12 protein-coding genes and 2 pseudogenes are annotated in these 21349 nt (G+C 71.1%); 6 read left to right on the top strand and 8 right to left on the bottom strand.

The genetic code is table 11. The annotated features are described in order from the left end of the window. Positions 1–60: 60 nt before the first annotated feature. The 3 genes and pseudogenes from ABZ721_RS11070 to nadE form a co-directional block, all read right to left on the bottom strand. A pseudogene (locus ABZ721_RS11070) lies at positions 61–452 on the bottom strand (Tn3 family transposase); the annotation flags it as partial. Between the two features lie 317 nt (positions 453–769). Next, positions 770–1684, bottom strand: a pseudogene (locus ABZ721_RS11065) (DUF4158 domain-containing protein); the annotation flags it as partial. Positions 1685–1714: 30 nt separating this feature from the next. Continuing rightward, a complete protein-coding gene (nadE, locus tag ABZ721_RS11060; protein WP_358788325.1) occupies positions 1715–2554 on the bottom strand; it encodes an ammonia-dependent NAD(+) synthetase in 840 nt (279 codons plus the stop codon). Between the two features lie 400 nt (positions 2555–2954). Between nadE and ABZ721_RS11055 the strand changes: the two genes are divergently transcribed. After that, a complete protein-coding gene (locus tag ABZ721_RS11055; RefSeq protein WP_358788324.1) occupies positions 2955–3410 on the top strand; it encodes a DoxX family protein in 456 nt (151 codons plus the stop codon). Between the two features lie 154 nt (positions 3411–3564). Here ABZ721_RS11055 and ABZ721_RS11050 read toward each other — a convergent pair whose 3' ends face one another. Further along, entirely contained in the window at positions 3565–5343 is a 1779-nt protein-coding gene (locus ABZ721_RS11050) for a phospholipase D-like domain-containing protein (protein WP_358788323.1), read from the bottom strand. Between the two features lie 8 nt (positions 5344–5351). Further along, entirely contained in the window at positions 5352–8603 is a 3252-nt protein-coding gene (locus tag ABZ721_RS11045) for a hypothetical protein (RefSeq protein WP_358788322.1), read from the bottom strand. 336 nt (positions 8604–8939) lie between these two features. Here ABZ721_RS11045 and ABZ721_RS11040 point away from each other — a divergent pair, with 336 nt between their 5' ends. Both ABZ721_RS11040 and ABZ721_RS11035 read left to right on the top strand, forming a co-directional pair. Next, entirely contained in the window at positions 8940–12671 is a 3732-nt protein-coding gene (locus ABZ721_RS11040; protein ID WP_358788321.1) for a SpoIIE family protein phosphatase, read from the top strand. 90 nt (positions 12672–12761) lie between these two features. After that, positions 12762–13712, top strand: a complete 951-nt coding sequence (locus ABZ721_RS11035; RefSeq protein ID WP_358788320.1) for an FAD-dependent oxidoreductase — start codon at positions 12762–12764, stop codon at positions 13710–13712. A 55-nt stretch (positions 13713–13767) separates the two neighbouring features. Here ABZ721_RS11035 and ABZ721_RS11030 read toward each other — a convergent pair whose 3' ends face one another. Beyond that, positions 13768–14673, bottom strand: a complete 906-nt coding sequence (locus ABZ721_RS11030; RefSeq protein ID WP_358788319.1) for an NADP-dependent oxidoreductase — start codon at positions 14671–14673, stop codon at positions 13768–13770. A 236-nt stretch (positions 14674–14909) separates the two neighbouring features. On the opposite strand from ABZ721_RS11030, the gene ABZ721_RS11025 reads away from it, so the two are divergent. Both ABZ721_RS11025 and ABZ721_RS11020 read left to right on the top strand, forming a co-directional pair. Beyond that, complete coding sequence (locus ABZ721_RS11025; protein WP_358788318.1) at positions 14910–15266, top strand: MerR family transcriptional regulator; 357 nt, start codon at positions 14910–14912, stop codon at positions 15264–15266. Positions 15267–15575: 309 nt separating this feature from the next. Beyond that, on the top strand, positions 15576–17756 hold the full coding sequence (locus ABZ721_RS11020; RefSeq protein WP_358788317.1) for a SpoIIE family protein phosphatase: 2181 nt from the start codon (positions 15576–15578) through the stop codon (positions 17754–17756). Between the two features lie 36 nt (positions 17757–17792). On the opposite strand, the gene ABZ721_RS11015 is transcribed toward ABZ721_RS11020, so the two are convergent. Beyond that, positions 17793–18977, bottom strand: a complete 1185-nt coding sequence (locus ABZ721_RS11015; protein WP_358788316.1) for a type III polyketide synthase — start codon at positions 18975–18977, stop codon at positions 17793–17795. 1041 nt (positions 18978–20018) lie between these two features. Then, positions 20019–20444, bottom strand: a complete 426-nt coding sequence (locus ABZ721_RS11010; protein ID WP_358788315.1) for a carbohydrate-binding module family 20 domain-containing protein — start codon at positions 20442–20444, stop codon at positions 20019–20021. Between the two features lie 447 nt (positions 20445–20891). On the opposite strand from ABZ721_RS11010, the gene ABZ721_RS11005 reads away from it, so the two are divergent. Next, the gene (locus ABZ721_RS11005) at positions 20892–21221 is read left to right on the top strand and encodes an alpha-amylase (protein WP_358788314.1); all 330 of its coding nucleotides are present in this window, start codon (positions 20892–20894) and stop codon (positions 21219–21221) included. Positions 21222–21349: the final 128 nt, after the last annotated feature.

The raw sequence follows: 21349 nt of genomic DNA, 5'->3' as shown, positions 1-21349 counted from the left end.
TGACCAGTACTGACGCGGAATGGGAGGCGGCTAAGACGCGGGTCACTCGTCCTGGGCGGCCTACAGGTCGCGCAGAGTCCGCATTCCGCCGGGTAGCTCCGGCAGCTGGAAGGAGTAGCGGCCGAGCATGTGGATGTGGTGCCGCACAAACGGGAGAGGGGGGCGGCGTCCTCGTCGCGGACGTCGAATGCGTCCGCGCGCAGCTGGTTGACCGCGGCGTCCATGCTGCGAGTGCTGAGGACGAGAGCATTGAGAACCAGGCCCAGGGCCCGATCTGATCCTCCACGCGGTCCTGGTAGCGCTGGTAGAGCTGCCATGCAGGACCTTGGAGATCCGCCCGTAGTGGGCGGTTGCGTCGCCGAGGGGGTTGGGCGGCCGTCGCGGAACAGCATCCGGATCACGCCGTACACGCGGACGGCGCCGGTGTGGATGGAGACGGTGATCCGCAGGATGGGGCCTCCCCCTGAGTGGTGGACACGCTGATACTGGATCTTGACGGATCCGGAGGAAGCGAGAAGACCGCCGATGGCGATGAATGACTACTCGGACGAGTTCAAGGCCGATGCCGTGGCCCTGTACGAGTCCACACCCGGGGCAACCTACAAGAGCATCGCCGCTACTGCCCCGACCTGCGGCGAACATCGCGACCGCTTCCATCCGGACCCGCTCACGGAACGCTTGCCTCTCCGCGGTCAGGCCCCCACCCTGCGGATACCTCATACACCCGGCATACCGCGCCGATCACCGATCGTCAGCCCCTACGACAAGACAACTTCAAGGTCAGTAGCACCTCCAGCAGGCCCAGGGCGTCAGCGATCGCCCGGGAGGTCAGGTAGACCGCGGTGGTCAGCAGCGTGGCCAGGCGCCGGGAGTCACCGTGCCGCCTGAGCGGCGATGCCTTGCCGTCGACTCCGTACCGCGACAGCTCCGCCAGCCGCCGCGGCGGTATCGCGGAGACATCTGCCTCACCCATCCCAAAGGCCGCGATCTCGCCCGCTCTAACGCCCACTTCATCTGTGGCCCGGATATATGCGCCGGACCACGGCGCAGCCGGTCCAGCTCCGACACTCGGGCGCCCGGCGGCACCGTCAGCAGGGAGTCCAGCACAGCTCGCTGACCAGTGCTCAGCAGCCCATAGAGGGTGTCCCGCTGCCGCTGGTTCCCGCTTCCCTCACCGCGGCCACCAGCCGAGCCAGCGTCGTCACCCCCGGCAGCAGCACCCGCCGCTCACGGAACCACCCCGCTGCCGCGTCGGACAGCGTCTTCGGGCTCTCTCCGGTCGCCCAGGCCCGCGCCTCCTCCCATGCCGCAGGTCAGCCTCCGCCTCGGCGAATTCCGTGTACTCCAGGACCCGCCGCAGCTCACGGAAGTGATCGAGTCGGGTGTTCTCCCGCCCGCCGTAGGCCTTAAACGCCGACGCGTCCACGACGCCCAACTGCTCGGTGAGGTAATCCACCACCTCCGCGAGCACGTCCGTCGGATCGTCCAGGAAAACCCCGAGGAACCGCACCGTGGTCATCTGTACCGCGAACCCGATCCGGTTGTGGGCCCGCCGCTCCGGCTCGATCAACGCCCGGTCCGCGTCATCCAGGAAGAAGAGCCGCTCCAACTCCGAACGGGACGGCGCCCCGTCGTACGCCGCATACTTCGCGGCTTGCTCATCCGTCAGAAACTCGACCGGCACCCCTATCGGCGGTGATGCCGAGCGTGAGAGTCATCCCAGGGGTGGAGCCACCGGCAGCTGGCGCTTGTGCTCCGTCGCCCGGTACCGGCGCGCGATCGTCTCGAAGGCGCGCTCGCTCACCGGCTTGCCCTCCAGGAAGTCGTCGATCTCGTCGTACGTCACCCCGAGCGCGTCCTCGTCGGCCTTGCCCTCATCCAGCGTTTCGAGGTCGGCCGTCGGTACCTTCCACACCAGTGAGGCCGGGGCCCCCAGTGCCTCCGCGACGGCACGCACCCGGCGCTTGATCAGCCCCGCAAGCGGCAGCACGTCCGCCGCGCCGTCGCCGAACTTGGTGAAGAACCCGGAGACCGCCTCGGCCGCGTGATCAGTGCCCACCACCAGCCCGTCCTGTGCCCCCGCCACCGCGTACTGGACGATCATCCGCTGCCGGGCCTTGACGTTGCCGTGCACGAAATCCTGGTGCCGCTCGTCGCGGAACGCCACCCCGCCCGTCAGGCAGGCCTCGACCGCGGCGTCGCTCGCGGCCTTGATGTTCACGGTCAAGACCTGGTCGGCGCGGATGAAGTCGAGGGCAATCTGGGCGTCCTGCTCATCGGCCTGCACGCCGTACGGCAGCCGCATGGCGTAGAAGGTCGCGTCGTGCCCGCCGCTGCGGACCCGCTCCACGGCCAGCTGGCACAGCCGGCCGGCGGTGGTGGAGTCCACCCCGCCACTGATGCCGAGCACCAAGGACCGCAGTCCGGTGCTCGTCAGCCGCTCGGCGAGGAACGCCACCCGGCGCTCAATCTCCACCTCCGCATCGAAGGTCGCGGCGACGTGGAGATCCCGGGCGATCTCCTGCTGCAGGCCTACGGGCGCGGGCTGGCTCACGACTACTCCTCGAGCTCGGTTCAGGAGGCCAATTCTATGCAGGCCCTCTCCCGCCATGTCCCGGGGCCCGCAGGTGGCGGCAGCCGGGAGGTACTGGCCCCGCGGGCGGGGGTAGCCGGGTCGCCTCCTGCGGACCGGGCGACGGCGCTTCCCCCACCCCGCCGATGGCCACCGACATCCTGGGAAGGAAGTCGGTCCTCGATGTTTTGCCTCGTCGCCGTCCGCATGGGCGGCAGGGGTCCACTGAGCCATGCGGTGCGTGCCTTCGTCGCAGCGCCTCCGATGCCATGGGTACTGCGGCCCTGGCGCAGGAAATGTCACTGCGGCCGATGAATTCCGCGCATGGGTGCGGTCTACCTCTTTGAAAGCACAACAGGTGCTTCCCGCAGAGGAGATGACAATGTCCCAGGCCGCTCTGTCCCGCACGACCGCTTCCGCTACCACCGGCCCGTCCAGCACCATTGCCGCTCCTGGGCACAAGGCCCGCATCGCGCTGCGTACGTTGCAGGTCGTGCTCGCGTTGTTCTTCATCGTCGCCAGCGGGCTGCCCAAGCTGCTCGCGGCGAGCGCCGCCGTCGAAAGCTTCGACAAGATCGGCTTCGGTGATTGGTTCATGTACTTCGTCGGCAGCCTGGAGGTGGCCGGTGGGATCGCGCTGCTGATCCCTATCCTGTCCGGCGTCGCGGCCACCGCCTTCATCGGGCTGATGATCGGGGCGTTCATCACCACCGTGACCGCGCTGGGTGGCCATTACGCGGTCACACCGCTGATCCTGATCATCCCCTTCGCCCTGATCGCTTGGGCCCGCCGGCACCACAATGCGGAACTGTTCCGGCTGATTCGCCGGTGCGTGTGAACGTCCCGGCGCAGAGGTGGTCGCAGCAGCATCGGCGCCCGCAGGGTCTCCCCCGCGGGCGCCGGACGTGCTGGGACGGTCGAGGAGCGAGCGCGGTTGTCGGGCCGCAACCCTCCGGTCCCCGGGAGTGCGCCCCTGCTTGCCCGTTCGGCGCTCAGTGCAGCCCGTCAGGGTCGTAGAAGAGCCGCCCGGTCTGCACGGCCCGCTCCTGGGCCGGGTCGGTGGGGAGTTTGGCACCCAGCAGGGGGTCCTCTTCCGGTTGCGCATCGTCGTAGACCATGGCCGACGGCGGGGGCTTCTTCCACAGTTTGGCCCCGCTGCGCCAGTCGCGGACCAGGCTGTGTGGCACGCCGAGGTGCTTGTGCCACAGGTTGATGCGCAGTGCGGTGGCGAAGCTGTCGGCGCCTGCGGGGACGAATCCGCTTTCGCTGATGCCGGCCACGATCTCACTGTCGAAGGTGTAGCTGCGGTCAGTGCAGTTCGCTGACCCGGTGAGGACGTATTCGTCGTCGAAGATCCAGGTTTTGGAGTGCACATACGATCCGGCGAACCAGCGGCGGGTGGCGTCCGGGCAGTCCTTGAGCGCGTACATGCCCCACCGGGTCTGTTTGGGGTCGAGGGCGAACAGGTCGCGCCGGTACTCGTTGCGGAAGACGCGCAGGTACCCGAATTCGCTGCTCTTGATCGCGTCCGAGTTGGCCATGAGGATCAGCAGGTACTGGAAGTTCTTGTCCGCCAACTTCTTGAGGAGTTCGGCGCGGATGATCGCGCTCGACAGGTACTGATCCTCGACGTAGATCGTGTGGCGGGTCTGGCGGATGGCGTCGATCAACATGTCCAGCGCGCTGTATTCGCCGTCGGGCGCGAAGGCGTAGACCGGCTTGTCCCCGAACTTGCGCAGGTCGGCGTAGGTGCGTCCGATGCGCACGACGCGGTCCGGAGGGTGGGTGCCGGCTGGCAGGGTGCCGCTGGGGACGCGGGTGTCGGTCAGGGGCGCGGGGTCTGGGAAGGCGGTGCGGAACGGGGCGTTGGGATTCGCCCCGAAGCGGCTGACCTCCAGGGCCGCTGCCTGCGCGTGGTCCATCCAGCGCTCTTGGAAGGTCTTCAGGACCTGCACGGCGCCCGGTCCCGCCAGGCGCACATGCACGTCGTGTAAGGGTTCAACGCCTTGGTTGCTGATCCGGGTGTTGTTCAGGTCCATGCCACCCACGAAGGCGATCGTGCCGCGGTAGCCCACCACGACCACGATCTTCTGGTGGTGCACCCCTACTCGCAACTTCCCCTGGCCCAAGGTGGTAACGCCGGGGAGCTTGCCGTCGCCGAGCGCGGCCCCGTGGGGCAGTCCGTTCACGAAGTCGATCCACGGCTGGTTGTTCGGGATGTCGCCGAAGACCAGGGGTGGGCGCCAGGTGAGGGTGCGTACCTGGGCCGGGGTGGACTTCACGAAGTCGGACAGCAAGTAGGGCGCGGTGCTCGGTGGTGGGGGCTGGTCCCGCAGCCAGGTGTCAGTCTGCAGCCACCAGCCCGCGATGTAGATCCGGTGTTCGGGCTGGGTCGCTGTGGCGATGGCGGCGGCGATGTCGTTGAAGCAGCAGCGGCCGGTAGTGTAGCCGATCACCTGGTTGGCCCGGGTCGCGGGGAAATGGTTGCCGGTGCGGGCCGGGCCGCGCTGCGGACCTTGCACGGGTCGGGGCAGTTTGGCCATTTCCCGGGCGTCCTCGGTGCAGTCCGCCGTGGGGCGGGTGGTGCCCGGTGGGACCGGCGGGGGCGGAGGATCCAGCGCTGCGGCGGGCAGCCGCAGGGTGGGCTCGTCCGCGCCGGCAGCGGCCTGGCGGCCGGACGAGCGGGGCGCGGGAAGGTCGGCCATGTGCTGCGGTCGGGGGCGCTGCGGCTGCTGCGCCGGGGGGATGTGGGGCGGTTCGGGGGTGGGCATGGTCGGCCTCAGACCTGCTGGCCGGTCTGCGGGTGATAGGTGACCTGGGCGGCGGCCACCTGATCGGTGGGCAGGACTTCGACCCACTGGTCGAACACCTCGTAGGGCTTTTGCGTCTGGGCGATGAAGCCGTCCTGCAGCGGGTAGAACCCGTGCTCGTAGACCTTGTCCGGCGGCAGGTAGTTGAGCGTCACCCCGTCCTCGAGACGTTCGGTGACGACCTTCTGCCCGTCGTGGTGCTTTTCCACCACGCTGATCGCGACGTAGCGGAGGACGTCCCGGACGGTGAGTGCGGCGGGGTCCAGGTGCTGGTAGCGCACGACCAGGTCGGGGTCCGCCCACGGGAAGGCGCGCAATTTGTCGAGGATCCTGCCGTTCTCGCCGGCGGAGGCCGGCTGGTACAGGTCGTCGAGGCCTTCGGAGCCCTCGATGCTGGTGTCACTGAGCCAGTTGAGGGCGGCAAGTTCCTTGCCCGGGCGGATGGGGATGACGGCCTTGACCCACGGCGCGTTCAGGAAGGCGTTGCGCTGGTGGTCGCCGTCGAGTTGCATCAGCCATCCCAGGGAGCTACCCATGTGGGCCGGCGCCGATTCTTCGGTGATGTAGTAGTTGTCCTGCCGCTGGGTGTCCTGCCGGTCGGACCAGCCCACGACGTGGTCGTCCAGGCCCGGGGGCTTGCGCCGGAAGGACTCGATGATCGGGATGGGCAGCCGGGAGCGCTGCGTCGCGGGATCGGCGTGGGGGTCGGGCAGCGCGTCGAGTTCGGGGGCGAACACCGGGTGGCTGTGGTGCAGGCGCGGGCGCCACCACTCAGGGGCGACGAAGTACAGCATCGCTTCCACGTCGAAAATCGAGCTGACGAGTTCGGAGAGTTTATGCAGCACCCGGGGGTCGGTCGGCACGAAGTCGCCTACCTGCAGGAGGTGTTGGAGCAGGCGGCGGTAGACGACGACGCGCTCTTCCTCGCGCAGGACCTCGTAGCTGCGCGGTTCGATCCGGCTGGCGGCGTTGATCCGCTCGATGGCGGCCTTCATGTAGGCTTCGCGCTGCAACCGGTCCAGCTCCACGGTGCGCTCCTTGGCCAGCGCCGCGTTGCGGTCGGTGACTTCCTGCTTGCGCGCCGCGGTGGGGGTGTACTTCACGGGGATGGTGAACTGCAGCTGTTCGCCGCCCTTGCCGTGGCCTTCGGTGACGTAGACGGACAGACTCGGTTCCTTGGGCAGGGGGGTGCCATCCGGCACCCCCCCGTCGTTGGTCTTGCGGTTGGTGACGATGTTGACGCTCAAGGAGCCGCCGCTGACCCATTTCAAGGCGCCGTGCTCGCGGTAGGCGTAGCCGTCCTTGGGGTGCACTTCCACATCGCACAGCCAGATGCCGGTGGCGTGCCCGTGCGATTTGATGTAGCCGTCGACCGGCAGGTCGAATGAGCCGGTGACCTCATCGGTGTAGTCGTCGGGCATCGGCAGTTCGTTGCCGGGGGCGGCGCCGGAGGTGTCCGGCGGCGCGGCGAGGTGGACCAGTTTCGCCAGGCCGAGCTCTTGCCCCGGGTCGTCCACGTAGCTCTGCCAGCACAGTTGGGTGCCCAGGTCCTGGACCTGGACCCCGACCCGGCGCATCTTGCGGCGCAGCTCGTAGTTGACGAGTTTGTCCGTGGTGTTCTGCAGCACGTATCGGCGGCTGGCGCTGTCGGTGGTCTCGGTGAACGTGCGGAAGGTGGTTTTGAAGCTGCGCTTGATCTCGGTGCTGAGCCGCTCGCTCTGCTGGCGCATCTGCTTGTGGGTCTGTTCCCGGGCCTGGCGCTGGGTGTCGGTCATGTCCATGGTCGCGGTCTCGTTGGCGTCGCCCCAGACCCATTTCTGGTTGGACGATACCGAGAACCCCAGTTTGGTGCTGCTCTCGTTCTCCTGCTTGACCGCCTCGGAGACATCGTCCTGCTGTTTGGTCTCCTTGTCCGTCTTCTCCGTGCTCTCCACGCTCGTCTCGACCGTGCGCTCCACGATGGTCTTGCGGGTGTGCGCTTCGACCAGTTCCACGGTGCCGCCGGGGCTGAGCCAGACATGTTGGACGGGCGGGCCGAGGAAGGTGTCGAACTCGAAGAAGTACTGGCGGAACAGGTGGACGATCCCGACCGGGGAGAGGCTGACCCGGCTCAGCGCCTCCTCGCGGGAGAGGGTCTCCAGCGGGTCGAGCATGCGCTGCACCCCGCGGTAGCGTGCGGCGTCGACCTCGGGCGCGGGGGCGGTGAACAGGTCCGCCAGGGTGGGAATGAGGCTCTGTTCCAGCAGGTAGTTCAGCAGGCCCGCAACCATGGACTCCTTGCGGGCCAGGGCGGCGAGCAGCGACTTGCGCTGCGCGGGGTCGGTGACGGCCGCGGCACGGCGCAGCAGCTCGGGGGTGACGTCGGTGGCCAAGGTCGCGTCCAGTGCCGCGCGCTTGAGCAGCGGGAGCCAGACCGTCGGGTCCCGCCGGTCCTTGTCCTTAACCTTCTGCTGAACCACATCGGCCAGCGCCGAGTCGATCAGAGGGCTATAAGGCTTGGGGGCCGGCGCCGACCCGGTCCGTACGGTCACCGTCGGGTCGGTGGCCGCGGGGTCCGCCGCCGCGGAAACATGGATGATCACCCCGCCGTCGGAGACTGCGGCGTCCGGGGTGATCCGCTGGGAGACCACCGCCAGCAGATCCTCATCGGCGCGGGCGATGCCGTCCAGGAAGCGGCCGACGGTGCGCTGCGAGCGCCACCCCAGCAGGGGCTGGTACAGGCCGAACGCCTCGCTGGCGTAGGGCAGCGTGCCGGTGAAGTCGGGCAGCGGCCGGCCGGTGACCACGCGGGAACTCGGCGCCGGCGACGGCATGATCTGCAGGTTGTCCGGGTCGGCGGACGCGATCTTCGCGAACGGCACGATCGTCCAGGCGCGGCCGCCGGCGCTCTTGCCCACCAAGAACACCTCCCGGTCGTCCTGCGCGGGCGGCGCGACGAAGGAAATGGTCTGCGGGCCGAGACCGGTGAGCACCTTGCCCACGTACTGGCGGCTGATATTGGTGTCCGGTTCGAGGAACGCCCCGGCCAGCGCCGGAACATTGGGGAACAGCCGCGGGTCCTGGACGTCGACCGCGGCGGGAATCGCCAGCGCGAGGCGCTGCAGGTTCGCAAGGTCCGACGGCAGGGCCGGCTGCACGGTGTAGGTCCACAGGTCGTACCGGGCGTAGGGCCCGCTGGTGGCCACCGGTGCCCGCCCGGTGAATGTGACGACCAGCGCCATGGCTGGACCCCCTTGGTGTGGGTCGGGGTCCGCGCCCCGGCCGCCCGTCGGCTGCTGCGCGACGGCAGCTGCTCGTGTGCTGACCGGGCCAGGCTCCTCCCGCGCGCGTGCAGAAGCCGTGCAGCAGCCGTGCAAGGCCGCCCCGACCGAGACGAACCTCGTGCGCCGCCCCGGCTGGCCAGGCCGCATCCCGCCCCCGCATGGGCCGAACGGGTGACCCGCCCGGCCGGGCGCCGTCTGCGCGGCTCCGCGAGCGAACGGCGGCGGACGTGGGAAGATGACAGGGCGGAACATCGACCTCCGGGCGGTCTCGGGACCATGCACAGCGAGAGGCACATGAACGGGCCGACGACTGATGCGGGCGAGGGACACGACGCGGCGTACGGGGATGCGCCGTACGGCGATGCGCTCGCTCGCGGTCTGCTGTTCCTGCCCATCGCCACCGCGCTGATCCAGGACGACGGGCGCATCCTGCACTGGAGTCCCGACGCCGAGGCCCTGCTCGGCTACACCCCCCAGGAGGCCGTCGGCGCCTTCGCCGCGCACCTGCTGGTGACCGAGGACCAGCAACCGCACGTGAGGGGGCTGTTCGCCCGCATCCTGGGCGGCGAGGCCTGGTCGGGGGTCTTTCCCGTCAAGCACCGCGACGGCCATGTGGTCACGTTGGAATTCCGCACCCATCCGGTGCTCACGCAGTCCGGCCGGTCCTTGGTCCTCGCGGTCGCGTCGGATGTGCGCAAGGTCCGCCGCATCGAGTCCGACCTGGCCGTCCTCGACAGCTTCTTCACCCAGTCGCCCGTCGGCATGGCCGTGTACGACACCGATCTGCGCTTCGTGCGCCTCAACGACGCCCTGGCCCGCATCAACGGCCTGCCCGCGGAGCAGCATCTGGGCCGGCGCCTGAGTGAGGTACTTCCGGGGTTGAACGGGGCGGAGATCGAGGCGGTGATGCGGCAGGTGCTGGAGAGCGGCGAGCCGGTCCTCGACGCCCGCTCCCACGGCATCACCCCCGCCGACCCCACCCGAGAACGCGCCTGGTCCGCCTCGTACTTCCGACTGGAGGAGCGCAACGGGCGGATCCTCGGCGTGAGCTCGACGATCATCGAGGTCACCGAGCGGTTCCAGGCGGAGTCGCGGGCCGCCTCCGCGCGCGCCCGCCTCGAGGTGCTCGTCGACGCCACCTCGCGGATCGGCACCACCCTCGACCTGGGGCGCACCGCGCAGGAACTGGCCGACACCATGGTGCCCCAGCTGGCCGACGTCAGCGGCGTCTTCGTCCTGGAACGGCTGCTGACCGGGCGGGACAGCGAGACAGCGGGCCCCGGCGGGGCCGAGCAGGTCCGCCGCCTGGCGATTGCCAGCTGCGACCCGGACTATCCGCTGGCCGACCTGCCGATCGGCGCGATCCACCCGGTGGAGCGGGATTCGCCGTACGGCCGGGCGCTGCACACCGGGCGGACGGTCAGCGTGCCCTCGGCGGAATTGCCGCCGCTGGCCGCGGCGGCGGCCGCCGACAGGGTGCACGCCTACCACCGGGCGGTGGCACGGACGGTGCGGGTGACGCCGCTGCTCGTGCGCGGGATGGTGCTGGGGATGGTGGTGTACTCGCGCAGCGGCGGCGCGGAAGCCTTCGGCACCGATGATGTCACGCTGGGTGACGAACTGGCGTCGCGGGCCGCGGTCGCCGTCGACAACGCGCTGCTCTACCGGCGCGAGCACGCCACGGGCGAGGCCCGACAGCAGGCCCTGCGCCAGGCCAACGCGGCCCGCGAACGACTCGCCCTGATCAACGCGGCCTCCGCGCGGATCGGCACCACCTTGGACCTCACCCAGACCGCACGCGAACTGGCCGAGGTCGCCACCCCGACGCTCGCCGACGCGGTCGTCGTCGAGGTGGTGGACGCGCTGTTGCGCGGGGAGGAGGTCCCCGCCCCGCCCAACCGGTCGGCGCTCCTGCGCCGCCTGGCCTTCCACAGCGTCGCCGGTGCGAACCGCCTGGCAGTCGCCCCGATCGGCGATGTCCACCGCTTTCCACCCAGCACCCCGTACGCCTGGAGCCTGGCGCACCGCCGCCCGGTGCTGGTCCCCCACATGGACGCACAGGGGCTGAGCTGGTTCGCCGAGGACCCCCTGCGCAGCGCCGCGGTGCGCGAGCAGGGGCTGCGCAGCTTCATGGTGGTGCCCCTGATCGCCCGCGGCGCGGTGGTCGGCGTGGTCTCCTTCTACCGCACCCTCAGTGATCGGCCCTACGACGAGGACGACCTGGCCCTGGCCGGGGAGCTGGCGGCCCGCGCCGCGGTGTCGATCGACAACGCCCTGCTCTACACCCGCGAACGCAACGCCTCCAAAGCCCGCCAGCAGGCCCTGGAAGACGCCCACCAGGCACAGGAGCGGCTGGCGCTGCTCAACGACGCCAGCTCCCGCATCGGCACCACCTTGGACCTGACGCGGACCGCGGAAGAACTCGTGGAACTGGTCCTGCCGCGGTTCGCCGACTTCGCCACCGTCGACCTACTGGAATCCGTGGTCCAAGGCGGGGAGGAGCTGGGCGCGCCCAGCCCGACCCCCACCGACGGGACGGTGCTGGTGCGCGCCGTCGCCGTCGGCGAGATCCCCGGAGCCGGCCTGATCGGCGCGTCCGACGCGATCGGCGGCACGTCCCGGTCGGCCAAGCTCTACGCCGAAAGTCTGCGCACCGGCCGATCCGTGCTGGAGGCGCACGTCGACGAGGCCGCCCTGCGCCGGATCTCCTCGCACCCCGAGCGCATCCAACCGGGCCTGGACGCCGGCATCCACTCCTATCTGCTGGTGCCCCTGCTCGCCCGCGGCGTAGTGCTCGGCGGGGCCGAGTTCATCCGGCTGCGCAATCCCGAGCCCTTCACCGCGGCCGACGTGGCACTCGCCGAGGAGCTCGCGGCGCGCGCCGCGGTGTGCATCGACAACGCCCGGCTGTACCGCCGCGAACGCGACACCGCCCTCACCTTGCAGCGCAGCCTGCTGCCGCAGGAGGTGCACCTCACCCCGGGCCTGGAGATCGCCTACCGGTACCTGCCCAGCAGCGTCGTCAGCGAGGTCGGCGGCGACTGGTTCGACGTCGTGCCGCTGTCCTGCGGGCGGGTCGCCCTGATCGTCGGGGATGTGATGGGCCACGGCATCCGCGCCGCCGCCACCATGGGCCAACTGCGCACCGCGGCCCGCACCCTGATCACCTTGGACATCTCCCCCGACCGGGTGCTGCGGCGCCTGGACGAGACCGCGGCGGCCATGGGCGACGGACAGTTCACCACCTGCGTGTGCGCGGTGTTCGATCCCGTCGACCGCAGCTGCGTCATCGCCTGCGCCGGGCATCCGCCGCCGGTGGTGCAGGACCCGCACGGGGAAACCCGGCTGATCGACCTGCCGTCCGGCGCCCCGCTCGGCGTCGGCGGCGTGGCCTTCGAGAACGTGGAGTTCACCCTGCCCGAGGACGGGGTGCTGGTGCTCTACACCGACGGCCTGATCGAGCGCCGCGACCGGGACCTGGACGAGGGGATGCTGCTGCTGTCGCAGGCGGTGTCCCGGCGCGGCCCGTCCCTGGAGGCCAGCTGCGACGCGGTGCTCGACGCGCTGTCGGCGAAGGACAGCGAGGACGACATCGCCATCATCATGGCGCGGGCGCTGCCCGTGAGCGACGACTGGATCGTCCGGCTGCCGCTGTCGGGCGACATGGCCGTGGTGGGCCAGGCCCGCCGGTTCACCCGCACCACCCTGCGCGCCTGGGGGCTGGCCGCCCTCAGTGAGGTCGGCGAGCTGCTCGTCAGCGAACTGGTGAGCAACGCCCTGCTGCACACCGGCCGGCCCACCGAGCTGCGGCTGTTCCGCGACCGGGTCCTGACTCTCGAAGTGGCCGACACCGACGCCCAGGCGCCCCGGGTGCGCCGCGTCGCCGACGACGCCGAGGGCGGCCGCGGCATGCACCTGGTCAACGAACTCGCCCACCGCTGGGGCAGCCGCGCCACCCGCCACGGCAAGGTCGTCTGGATCGAGCTGGAGATGCCGCCGGGCAGCACCCCGACCGACCTCCCCTGACCCGGCGCCTGCCGCCCGGGGGCGCAGTGCCACACTGGCGGCCCTCGGGCCGTAGCGTCCCGAGCGGCAGCGAGGCACGGGGGTGCGGGTGTGGTGGGACAACGAGTCCATGTCGTCGGCGCGGGAATCATCGGCCTGAGCATCGCGCACGAGGTGGCCCGGCGCGGCCACACTGTCACCGTCCTCGCCGAGCAGCGGGCGCAGGCGAGCGTGTCCAGCGTCGCGGCGGCCGTGTGGTTCCCCTACCGCAGCGGGACCTCGCCCTCGCTCCCGCACTGGCTGCTGGCCGCCCGCGCACGGTTCGAGCAGCTGGCCGGCGACCCGGCCACCGGCGTCGACCTGCGCGAGGGCCTCGTGGTCGAACGGGACCACGCCGTGGACCGCTCCTGGACCGCCGCGGTCCCCCAGCACCACGAGGCCACCCCGGGCGAGCTGCCCGCCGGGGCGGTGGCGGGGATGTGGGCGACGGTGCCCGTCATCTCCATGCCGCACTACCTGCCGTGGCTGGAGCAGGCCTGCGCGGACCGGGGCGTGACGTTCACCGCCCGCCGGGTTGCCCGCGTCGAGGACGTCGCCGGCGGGGCCGACCTGGTGGTCGTGGCGGCCGGGATGGGGTCGGGGGCGCTGCTCGGCGATGCGGCGCTGTATCCGGTCCACGGGCAGATCGTCCGCCTGCCCAACCCGGGCCTCACCCAGTGGGTCACCGACACCGCGCACCCCGAGGGCCTGACCTACGTCGTGCCCCGCCGCGACGACATCGTCTGCGGCGGCGTCGCGCAGGTCGGATCCTGGGCCACCCACCCCGACCCCGCCGTCGAACAGGCGATCCTGCGCCGCGTCACCGCCCTCGTGCCCGCCCTGGCCGGCCTGCCGGTGCTGTCCCGCGCGACCGGGCTGCGCCCGGCCCGCGACGCGCTGCGCCTGGAGCCCGTCGCGGGCTACTCCGTCCCCGTCATCGCCTGCTACGGCCACGGCGGCGCGGGAGTCACGCTGTCGTGGGGCTGCGCCGAGGCCGTCGCGGACCTGGTCGACCGCACCTGAGACCCCTCAGGTGCACCTCCTCGCACGGGGCCGGTTCCGCGACCGATCCGCCGCCTCAGATGGAGATCACGATCTTTCCTCGGGTGCGTCCGCGCTCGGCCTGCGCGTGGGCGTCGGCGATCCGCTCCAGCGGAAAGGTCTGCTCGATGCGGGGGGTGTAGCGGCCCTGCCCGCCCAGTTCCGCCGCCGCGGACAGGAGCGTGGAATCGTTCTCCGCGTTGACCACATGCGTGCCCAGGCGCTGCCCGCCCGCATGGTCGGCGACCGTCGCGACGCGCTGCGGGTCACCGGTGAGCGCCACGAGGTCGTCCAGGGAACCGGAGGCCGCGGTGTCGAGCACGAGGTCGACTCCGTGCGGAGCGAGAGTGGCCAAGCGCTCGGCGAGGCCGGGGCCGTAGGTGGTGGGAAGGGCCCCCAGTTCGGTGAGGAACGCGTGGTTGCGTTCACTGGCGGTGCCGATCACGGTGGCGCCGTGGGCTACCGCGATCTCGACGGCCGCGCTGCCCACGCCTCCGGCGGCGCCCTCGACGAGGAGGGTGCGCCCCGCGAGGGAGCCGAGCGCGTTGAGCCCGCGCAGCGCGGTCACGGACGCGAGACCGGCGCCCGCGGCCTGCTCGTCGTTCCAGGTGGCGGGGGTGTGCGCCCAGGCCGACAGGAGGAACAGCTCGGCGGACGCCCCGGTGACACCGCCCAGGCCGAAGACCCGGTCGCCGGTGCTCACCCCCTGCACCCCCTCGCCGATCTCGTCGACCACCCCGGCGCCGTCGCGCCCGGGAATGGCGGGCAGTTCCAGGGGAATCATCTGCTGCAGGGCGCCGGCGCGCAGCTTCCAGTCGATGGGATTGACACTGGCCGCCGCGACGCGGACGCGGATCTCACCGGGTCCGGGGTGGGGGTCGGGGGCCTGCTCGATCACCAGGTTCTCCGGTCCGCCGTACTCGTGGAATCGGGCTGCGCGCATCGTGGTCGGCCTTCCTTTGACGGGCCGGAATGACAGGTTCATCCGACGCCCGCCACTGTAGAACCTGACGTTGACGTGAGGTGCAAGCCGCGCCCGGCCGAAGATGGGCCGACCCGCGAGGGTACGGGTGCCGCGCGCGGGGCGAGCCTGGGCCCCGGGCCTCCCCCGGAGCCGGTCTTGCTAGCCTCAACCTCACGTCCAGGTGAGGTACGAGCGGGAAGGGAGCGGTCTGCGTCATGCGCATAGGACAGCTCGCCAGGCGGTCAGGGGTCAGCGTGCGGGCCCTGCGCTACTACGAGGAGCAGCGGCTCCTGGAATCGGCGCGGACGTCCGGTGGACAGCGTGACTATCCCGACGACGCCCTGGAGCGCGTCCAGCTAATCCAGGACCTCTTCGCGGCCGGCCTCTCCAGCCGGACCGTCGTCGAACTCCTGCCGTGCGTGAGCACCGGCGTCGCCACCCCCGCCATGCTGGATCAGCTCATCGTCGAACGCGACCGCATCGCCGCCCGTATCCAGGACCTGACCCGGGCCCAGACCAAACTCCGCACCGTGATCGAGAACGTGACCGCGGCCAACGGGGCGCAGAACTGATCACCCCGTCGCCCGGGGTGGGCCCCTGACCGATCCGGCCGCTACCGGGCGCCATCGCGGGACAGCAGCCTGCCGCGGCAGGTGCTGACGGGTCGCGGTCGCGCGGCCGCCGCCCGCCGGCTCCGGGCGGGCCCGCGGGCAGCACGCTCGGTGACGGTGCGGACCTGCGGCGCAGGGCGGCCGCAGGGGCGAAGCGGGCGCGAGTGTTATTCAATGGGGGCGTAGGGGATCTCGGCGGTATCCCGCCCGAGAGCCTCGAGTGCGCCTCCGGTCAGGTGCCGGGGTCGGCGAGGGAGCTGAGAGACCCGCATGGACTCCACATCTTCACCCGGTCCCACCTCACCGTTCGAGCAGGTCAGCCGCGCCCTGGGGGACTACATGCCGCGGGAGGGGTCGGCGGCGGCCCCCGCCGCCGACCCGCCCGCCGCGGCGGCTGAGCGCTCCACTGCCCCGGCCGCCGGAGGCGAGGGCGCGTACGCCGGGCAGGAGCAGATCCTGGGGGCGGTCAGCCTGGACGGAGAGCTGCGCATCACGCACTGCAACCTCGACGCCCCGGCCTTCGCAGGGCTGCAGGTGACCGCCGGGGAGGCCTTCGCCGATCTGCTGCCGCCGGGCGACATCCCGACCGTCACCCGGCGGCTGCGGCAGGTCCTGGACACCAGTGAGGCGCATGTCGCCCGCGTCCAGCGGCTGCGGCGCGCGGACGGGTCGGAGCTGGTGGTCTCGATGAGCATCCTGCCCGCCGCGGCGCCCCAGCAGGGCCTGACCGTGTCCCTGATCGCCATGGCCAAGCGGCTGCACCTGTACGCGTCCGAGACCGCCATCGGGATGTCCCTGGACATCGGCGAGACGGCGCGGTCCTTGGCGCAGTCCCTGCTGGTGTGGGGCGACGTGGCCGCCGTCGACCTCGACTACGCGGTGTGGACCGGTGAGGCCGTCACCGAGCAGGCGCAAAAACGCATCCGGCTGCGGCGGGCGGCCCTGGTGCCCGATCGGGCGTGGCCCGAGGGGTATCTGACGCCCGGCGACAACCTGCCCAACGCGGCGAACCGGCTGCTGTCGCTGGTGGTGCGGCGCGACAACCTCGCGCAGGCCCTGGTCGTGCCCGACCGGCAGACCATCGAGCGGGCGCTGGGCGATCCGCGGCTGACGCGGGCGCTGGTCCCCGTCGACCGCCCGGTGAGTGTGGCGTGCATTCCGCTGGTCCTCGACGGCGCCGACGGCGCGCCGCCCGTCGTGCTGGGGGTGGCGGAGGTCTGGCGGCGCCCGGACCGCCCGTTCCACGACAGTGAGTTGCTCGACCTGCAGGAGTTGGTGGCCCGCACCGCCCACCACGTCGATCTCGCCCGCCAGCACCAGCGCGAGCACGCGCAAGTCCTCGCGCTGCAGCGCCGGTTGCTGCCGCGCGCCGGCAGCGACACCATCGAGGTCGCCAGCGTGTACCAGCCCACCACTCCCGACAGTGCGGGCGTCGGCGGGGACTGGGTCAACAGCTTTCCGCTGCCGGACGGGCGCACCGCCCTGGTGGTCGGCGATGTGGTCGGGCACGGCCTGGGCGCGGCGGCGGCCATGGGCCAGCTGAGCATGGAGGCCCGGGCGCTGCTGTCGGCGGGCCTGGCGCCCGATGAGGTGCTGGCGCACCTGGACGAGACCGTCACGCTCCTGGACGACGCGGAGGCAGGGTTGGCGGCCGGCTACAGCGCGCTCGGGTCGACCTGCTGCATCGCGGTCTACGACCCGGTCAGCCACCAGGTGGTCACCGCCAGCGCGGGCCACCTCCCGCCGATCCTGGTGCTGCCCGACGGGTCCGCCCGCACCCTGGCCACGCACCCGCATCCCGGGCTGGGCACCGCCTTCGCGCTGCGTGAGCCGTTCGATGTGCACACCTTCGCCGCACCCCCCGGATCGCTGCTCGCCTTGTACACCGATGGCCTGGTGGAGGATCCGGCCGTCTCCATCGACGACGGCATCGACCGGCTGACGGCCGCGGTGAGCCGGGTCCACCCGTGGGACGACCTGCAGCAGGCCGCCCGCGGCCTGGTCGTCGAGCTCGCCACCCGCAGCCGCCTGCGCGACGACGTGACCTTGCTGCTGGCCCGGATGGCCGGGCGGCGTCAGCGCGACACCGCGACCTGGCACCTGCCGGCGCGTGAGGACGCCGCCGCCCGGGCCCGCACGCTGGCCTCCGCGGTCCTGCGGCAGTGGCAGGCCAAGAGCGACCCGCGCGACAGCGCCCTGCTGGTGATCAGTGAGCTGGTCACCAACGCCGTGCGCTTCGCCACCGGGCCCATCACGGTGCGGCTGATCAAGACCGGTCCCAGCCTGCTGTGCGAGGTCGGGGACACCAGCAACGGCCGGCCGCGGCTGCGGCGCGGCGGCCTGCTCGACGACAGTGGGCGGGGCTTGCGTGTCGTGCACAAGCTCACCAGCCGCTGGGGGGTGCGGTGGACCGACACCGGCAAGGTCGTCTGGGCGGAGCTGGCCCGGTAGCGGCAGCGGAGCTCAGCTGCGGGTGGTGCGGCGGCGCTACAGCCACTGCCCTTCCACGGCGGTGGCCGTCAGTCCCGGGGCCGCGGCGAACAGCACGGTGCGGCTGCCCGCGGTCTGTCCGGCGTCGTGCGCGCGGCGCAAGATGTCGAAGACGGCCGCGCCGCCGCGGTTGCCGCTGGTGTAGCTGTCGCGGCTGTAGGTCAGCAGGTCGTCCGGCCATCCGGCGGGCATCGTCTGCTCCATGTACTCCAGCACGCGGGTGCCGCCGGGGTGCGCGAGCAGCAGGTCGGGGTGCCAGGCGGTGGCGTCGTCCTGGTGGCGGCGGTGCAGCCACTCCCACATCGCGACGACGGTGTCCTGCACGGCCCGCGGCCCGCGGCGGTCCATCACGAAGTGCGTGCCGTCGGCCCGGGTGTCCAGGCGGTGCAGGTCGCGGGTGCCGGGCAGGGTGTGGTGCCAGGCCGCGTCCAGCCGCAGCACCGACTGCGGGCGGGGGCGGCCGGTGACCACGGCGGCGACGGCGGTGTCCGCGAACAGCAGCCGAACGATCAAGGACTCCAGGGTGTCGTCCGCGGGCTGGTAGGTGGTGCTCAGCGCCTCGGATATCACGACCAGCACCACCCGGTCGGGGTCCGCGGCCACCAGCTCGGCGGCCAGCGCCAGTGAGCGGGTGCCGGCGATGCACGCCCATTGCGTGGCCGGCAGCAGCAGCACGTCGTCGCGGAGCGCCAGCCGGTCGGCCAGTGCGATGTCGAGCCCCGGCAGGGCCGGCGTGGTCGAGTGGCTGGTGATCAGGCAGTCGACGTCGGCGGGGTCCAGTCCCGCGCTCTGCAGGGCCCCGCGCGCCGCGCGCTCCCCGTACGCCTGCACGGCCTCCCAGGCGGGCGCGGTGCGCTCCTGCACGGTCTGCGGCGCCGGTATCGCCTCCAACGCGGCGATCGCCCGATCCACCTCCTGCTCGGTGAACCCGTCGCGGATCAGTGCCTGGCGGGCCCGCCCGACGCCCGGCGTGCGCAGCCCGCTGCCGCTGCTGGACGCGACGGCGGTGGCCAAGGGCAGCATCCACCCGCGGGTGGCGATCCCGGTACTGGCCGCGATGCCGTCGATCCGTGACAGCCACGGCGCCTCCGGGTGCCGATCGCGCACCTCCGTAAGGATCTGGCCGGTCTCCACGGCGTGCTCGCCGTGGATCACTGCAGGAGGGCAGAGGTATGCGGTCATAGGAAGCACCTTTCCGCGCAGGGCTAACCAATACCCTGAGACATATGAAATGGATCACTTCATTACTGAGCGACCAATTACGTGCAAACGAACTCCACTTCGGAAGTTATATAGCTTTATCGGACACATGGGACGCATCTGTGACGATCCTCTCTGTGGCCCTCACCACGTCACAAACCGCCCGACCAGCGGAGCGGGCACGCCGACGGGCCCGTCCGCAGCGCCCTCGCCCACGCCACGGACGGCGGAGGCCGTCCGGGGAGCAGCCGCACGTCTGGCGTGGGCGCAACAGGGTGACGCGCGCGGCGCGGCGCCCATGAGAGGCCGCCAACTGAGGCCATCTGCCGTGCGCGCCCCGCGGGGATGACAGCCCATCAGTCTTCCCCGCGGGCGGAACGAGCCTATGCAACCGGGCCGCGGCGCAGGGCGGCAGGAACGGCCGCTGCCGTTAACGGGTGCTGGGTTTCGTGCCGGACTTACTGCTGGAGGCGGTGGCCGGCCCAGCACCGCACACCGGCCGCCTGCCGCCCGGTAGGGGTTGTCGGGACGTGGCGGGGCGGGCGGCATCGAGCGCGGCGCGCACGACCGCCACGTCGCGCGCGGAAGTGGGCAGCCCCAGGGTCGATCGGCTGCCGTCGGGGACAGCAGCCGGAACAGGTCCTTCTTGATCGCGCCACTGCCGAGGCCAACTACCGGCCCCGCCTCCTACAGCAGAAGAGACACCTCGTGCAGAGCCACTCCTGGTGCAGGAGCGACCGTCGAGCATGCCCAACGCCTCCGCTGGGAGCGCCAGTTCGCCGGCCAGGAGTTGGACCAGTCGCAGCGGCGCGTCCTGCGCCGGTCCGTACGCGTGCTCCAGCGCACCCCCGTCGACGTCCTCGAGCAGAGCACGCGGATCAGCAGGCAGTCGCCTGGCTGCTGATCGAGGTTGCGCCCTGGGTCGTCACGGGACCAGCATCCCTCCCCCACCGACAGACCCCGCGCACACCGCGCGGGGCCAACACGGTGGCGCCGGCCCCGCGCGGTGTGCGGCGGGCAGGGTCAGAAGCGGAAGTCGTCGTGGGTGATATAGGTGCCGGTGGGCGGCGTGACGGTCGTGCGGTTCGGCCCTCGCTCCCAGGTGAGGGTGCCGTTAGGATTCTTGATCAGGTACTTGAACTCCTGCCGGGAGTTGGCAGCGAGCAGAACGGTGCCGGTCCAGGTCGGGTAATTCGCGGATGACAGCGGCACGGCCTTGTCCGGGTTCCACGAACCGAGCTCCGACGCGCCGCCGACAACGTAGAGGTTCTGTCCCCAGTAGGTGGTCGCCGTGACATTGAACGTGGCCACGACGGTGGGGTCGCTCGCGATGCGCGGGGCGGCCGCGGCCGGCGAAGCGGTCGACGCGATGAGGGACAGCGCCGCGAGGACGAGGCTCGCGATCAACAGCTGGAGGCGAAGCGGCAGGACCTGCGGGGATGTTTGCACGGAGAGCTCCTTCGATGAGCTGACGGAAAGATCATGATGATGCTGGGGCACCGCCGCCGGGCTGCGGTGAGCCTGCGATGGCTGCGGCGGGAGCACCGTAGCTGGATGCGATCCCTCTTGCGCAAGTATCTGAAAGATATTTCAGACATCTCTCGGCTGCTATCGCGATGCGGCATGTTTCGCCCGCATTGATCCGCCCGAACGCAACGGGGGATGCCTGGTGAATGCATAACTCCCACCCATCCCCCGCCGATCCGAAGCGCGTGGGAAGGAACATTCATCCGGTTCAGCAGAGTTTCCCGGTCTGCGAGCCTTCAAGGCCCCTCCCACACGATGTACTCCGTGTAACCGGCATCTCTCTTGCGCAGGTTGGCGAAATATCATTCAGTGTCAACCGGCCGACCCTACGCTCGGGTCCTGGTTGTCCACCTCCCTGCAAGGAGTTCCATGCGAACCTCGCTGCGCTCGATCGCGCCGACTGTTGCCTTGGGTCTGCTGGCCCTCACCGTGGCGATCGCCCCTCCCGCCCAGGCGCTCGGCGCCGCGACCGATGAGCAGGCGCCGGCGTGCGTCGAGTACTTCCCGAGCTGGCGCTACACCGTCGTGGCCAACCACTGCACCGATCCGCGGAACCTCACCGTGCAGTACCGCGATCCCACCGACGTCGGATGCCTGCTCATCGCCCCCGGCGGCGGCGCGACCTTCCCCGGGTACGGCGTCCAGGGCAACCAGGTCGTGGGCATCGTGCTGTGCACCGACCCCGACACGCTGCGCTAGCCAAGCGACGTCATCCCGCTCGAGCGCCGCCGCCGAACCGTGGATGGCTCCGAGCGGACACGGGACCGCGGCGGCAGGCGCACCGCCGCGCCCCTCCCGCCCCAACGGAACCTGCCGCGGACTCGTGT

The organism is Streptomyces sp. NPDC006733 (assembly GCF_040636125.1).
Classification (GTDB): domain Bacteria; phylum Actinomycetota; class Actinomycetes; order Streptomycetales; family Streptomycetaceae; genus Actinacidiphila.
Note: the sequence above shows the minus strand (reverse complement) of the source record. Positions and strands in the feature narration are given on the sequence as shown.